The sequence below is a fragment of the Ferruginibacter sp. genome (genome assembly GCF_031430955.1).
Taxonomy (GTDB): Bacteria; Bacteroidota; Bacteroidia; order Chitinophagales; family Chitinophagaceae; genus Ferruginibacter.
Window position 1 is genome coordinate 1 of the sequence record NZ_JANPCM010000415.1, and the last position, 4,105, is coordinate 4,105.

At 37.3% G+C, this 4,105-nt stretch carries 5 protein-coding genes; 1 reads left to right on the forward strand and 4 read right to left on the reverse strand.

What is annotated here, in order from left to right; all coding sequences use genetic code 11:
- Nucleotides 1-1,603 (reverse strand): M28 family peptidase (locus ACY65O_RS11585; RefSeq protein WP_462221015.1); only part of this gene is annotated, 1,603 nt, incomplete at its 3' end.
- A gap of 74 nt (nt 1,604-1,677) precedes the next feature.
- Here ACY65O_RS11585 and ACY65O_RS11590 point away from each other — a divergent pair.
- Nucleotides 1,678-2,655: an alpha/beta fold hydrolase gene (locus ACY65O_RS11590; protein ID WP_462221016.1), complete on the forward strand. Its 978-nt coding sequence runs from the start codon at nt 1,678-1,680 to the stop codon at nt 2,653-2,655.
- Nucleotides 2,656-2,751: 96 nt separating this feature from the next.
- Here the strand turns inward: ACY65O_RS11590 and ACY65O_RS11595 are convergent, their stop codons facing one another.
- From ACY65O_RS11595 to ACY65O_RS11605, 3 genes are all read right to left on the reverse strand, one after another.
- Nucleotides 2,752-3,063 (reverse strand): Dabb family protein, encoded by a 312-nt coding sequence (locus tag ACY65O_RS11595; protein WP_462221017.1) that lies wholly within the window; start codon nt 3,061-3,063, stop codon nt 2,752-2,754.
- Between the two features lie 57 nt (nt 3,064-3,120).
- Nucleotides 3,121-3,813 carry a hypothetical protein gene (locus ACY65O_RS11600; protein ID WP_462221018.1) on the reverse strand — a complete coding sequence of 231 codons (693 nt, stop codon included), beginning with the start codon at nt 3,811-3,813 and terminating at the stop codon, nt 3,121-3,123.
- A gap of 10 nt (nt 3,814-3,823) precedes the next feature.
- On the reverse strand, nt 3,824-4,105 hold a 282-nt coding region (locus tag ACY65O_RS11605), incomplete at its 5' end, for a DUF5615 family PIN-like protein (RefSeq protein WP_462221019.1).

The window sequence follows — 4,105 nt, forward strand, 5'->3', positions numbered from 1 at the left end:
CCGGATCTTTAAAACGGATAAACATATCGTATGAATCGTAAACCGAATGGTATTCACCTCCCTCGCCTTCACCGTCAAAACCTAAATGCATTGATGGAATGCCGAGGAATTGTAAAAATCCGCCCCAATCGCTTCCTGCTCCTAACGCACTTAGTTTTAATTGTTTGTTACCCAATAATTTTGTTCTTGCATTTATATCACCATCAATCATTGATTTTGCATAACGCCTATCGTTGATGCTAACACCGGTTTCGGGGTCTTTTACTTCGTTAGCAATTTCATTAAAATAAGTTTCAAAAACATGCGATCCGCCTGCACCAATAAATCCACGGCTGTTACCATCTGTATTAATATAAGCAACAGCTTTTTGTTTTAATTCTTCCTGGTGATCTTCTACCCATTCTGTACTGCCCAGCAAACTTGGTTCTTCTGCATCCCATGCACAAAATACAATGGTGCGTTTTGGTTTAATGCCTTTTGCTGCTAATTCCCCAATGGCTTTTGCTTCATTTAATTCTGCCACCATACCGCTTAAGGGATCGGCTGCACCATTTACCCAGGCATCATGATGATTGCCTCTTATAATCCATTCATCAGGAAAATCGCTGCCGGGCATTTTAGCAATTACATTATACAGCGGTTTCATATCCCAGTTAAATAATAATTTTAAATGCACCTTTTCTTTTGATGGCCCGGTATGATAAGTTATGGGTAAACCGCCACGCCACGCCGCTGGCACTACTTCGCCTTTTAATGATTGCAATAATGGTAAAGCATCTTCGTAAGAAATGGGAAGCACAGGAATTTTCATTATTGTAACGGCATCTTTTCTGTCTAATCTTTTTGCAGTTGCTGTTGCACCAACACCCGGTGTTAAAGGATCACCGGGATACACAGGCATGTCCATTACAGAACCACGCTGTACACCATCTTTTGGTCGGTAGGGCCCAACCGGATAAGTGTCGCCAATACCATAACCATCATCTGCCGGATCGCTGTAAATTATGCATCCAATGGCACCATGCTCTGCAGCAACTTTTGGTTTTACACCACGCCACGATCCGCCATATTTTGCAATTACAATTTTTCCCTTTACATCAATGCCCATTTTTTCAAGCTCTTCATAATCTGCCGGCACGCCACGGTTTACAAAAATTAATGGTGCAGTTACATCACCATCGGCAGAGTACGCATTGTAGCTGGGTAATTGTTCTTTTTTTTGTCCGCTGGTTTTGTCTGCTGCTAAAGTTGGTTCTTCTAATTTTGCTTTGTAAGGTTTGGCGCCAAGCAATTCCAACTGCCGAAATTTTGGTGTGGGAAATAAAACGGTGTATGATTCTATTTGTGTTTGGTAACCCCATTGCTTAAATAAGTTAGCCATATATTCTGCATTGGCTTTACCCTGCACACTCCCCACATGATGCGGATGCGATGATAAAAATTTCATCCACTCATCCTGGTCGCTTGCTTTTATAATAGCATCAAATTGTTTTTCATAATCTGTTTGTTTTATTGCAGCCGCATCACTAAAGCCCATAATTTTTTGGGCATGTACAACAGTTGCAGTTACTAATAAAATAAAAACAATTTTTAGTTTCAGCATTTTATAAAATTTATCTTAATAAAAAAGAAATCTTTTTCAAAAATATCGTAATTCTGCAAGTAAATACCAAACAGATGAAATCAATTATTTTAACAGCTGTTTTTTGCTGCAATATTGTAAGTGTAATTTCGCAAACTACAAAAATGGCGGCAAAATTTCCTGATAGCTGGGCAGATGGAAAATACTACACTGTAAATGGCGCCAAATTATATACGGTAACAGTTGGTACAGGCCTGCCAATGATAATTATTCCCGGCGGGCCGGGAGGTGCACATCCGGGTTACAGGGTGTTTGATTCTTTAACGGTAAACAGCAATAACCAAATAATTTATTACGATGCTTTTGGCAGGGGCAAATCGGATACGGCAAAAGATATAAAAGAATACAGTTTGCAAAGAGATATTGAAGATATTGAGGGATTGAGAAAAGAAATGCATTTGAATAAAATAAGTTTGCTGGGTCACAGTTATGGTAGCCTGGTGGCACAGGGTTATGCCATTAAGTATCCGCAAAATGTTAGTCATTTAATTATTGCCAATGGCTTTCACAGTTTTATAATGTGGCAGGAAAATGACGATAACAGTAACCATGAAATAAAAACTAATTACCCCGAAGTGTGGGATACATTAATGAAAATAAGAGAGCAGGGTGCCATCTCCAGCGACGAATTGCACCAGGAAATTTATGGCCGTGTGCCTTATGCGTTTTTATATACTTACAATCCAGAAAATTTTACACGAAGGGGAAGCAAGCCTTATCCTAATCCGTTTAATGCAAAATTGTATTACCAAATGGTGGGTAAAGATGGTGACTTTATTGTAGGCAGTGACATTGGCAATTTTGATTTTAGAAAAGAGTTGAAAAGTTTAAAAATGCCCATTTTGATTATTGCAGGCAGGTACGACAGGGTAGCCGTGCCATGGATGCAGGTAAAGTATAAAGAGTATTGCCCGCAGGCAAAGTTTGTGCTATTTGAAAAAAGCGGGCACAACCCACAGGTAGAAGAGCCTGCAAAAGAGTTTAAAATTATAAAAGAGTTTTTAGCAAACTAAACAGCAATTTTCACTGGGCGGCTCACCCAAAAAGGGGGAGCCGCCCAGTGAAAATAATTATAACAAGAAAGCTACATTTCAGCTGCACAGGCTTTGTTACACATCTACCGAATCATACACCACCACTTTATCCCAAAGCGAAGCACATTCTTTTACAAAATTTAAATGAATGGGGTCAACCTGGTAACTGTCCTGGTCGGCTGCTTTATCAAATGTAATTAGCCAGGATACAGCGTAAGTGGTATCAATCACACTTCTTTCGGTGCCGGCGGGTTTACCTATGTGAAATGATTTAATGGTGCTTACTGTGGAAAGTTTTTGTAAACCTTGTATCAATTGTTTTTTGCTTACATCATTTGCCGGTTCTTTTAACCAGAAAAAAACATGGTGTATAAAAACGTTTTGCATGGTAGTTATTTTTTGTAAAACTATTATAAATATTTTATTAAAAGATTAAGTACAACATTAAAAATCGGAACGCAGCAATTGCCTTATTGCTGCCAAATGAGAAACCAATACCAGCGGCACAATAACGGCAGGCAATAAATTAAATGGAAAATATAACACGGCAATATTGGGTTGCGCAAATCCAAACTGCTGTATGGGTGTTGGTGCAGATAATACGGCATTAACCACAATATTTATCAAAAGAGCCAGGCAAATAAAATTCCATAACAAAATTATTTTTTTGGATAGATGATTTTTTATAAATCCGAAATAATAAATTAATGGCGCAGTTATGCCTGCGGCAATGTCAAAATTTCTTCCTTCAAAAGTCATTAGTTGCGGCACAGCTTTATTTAAAAAAAGCCAGAATAAAACCAATTCAACCGGTATCCGTACAATATGCAGTATGGTTAAATATTTTATGCTTAACCCACCAATAAATTTTTTGCCTTTGCTGCCGGTAAAAATTACTGCAGTTAATAAAAGTGCCGGAGCTGCCAAAAATATAAACCTTGGAGGTAAGGCAGTAGTATTGATATAGAACCCTGATAAACCCAATACAGTTTGCAAAATTACCCAGCCAGTTAAAATTAATAAAACTGTGGCTGAATTGTTAGCGGCTTTGTAAAAAAATATAATAGTTAAAAGGGTTGTTGCTATAAAGATAATGCTGATGTATGCAGGGAAATTATTCATGAGCAAATAATTCATCGTTGATAAGTTATACAAAATTGCAGGTTTTGAAATATTTAATTATCAAATCAAAATGTTTATTAAATAAATTGAAAAGCACTTTGTTTACAATATTACCGGTAGAAATAAGTAAAAGGCCCGATGGGGATTTGTTAATGATATATGATTCAAAAAAATCGTTGTCTTTAGTAATTACACTACTGTTTTCAATTTTTGCTAAAGTGCGTATTTCAGAATCGATGGTTAGTTCTTTATTAGGCAAATCGTCGGTATGCTTTACGTCAAATCTTTTTTCTTTTAGCAATATTGC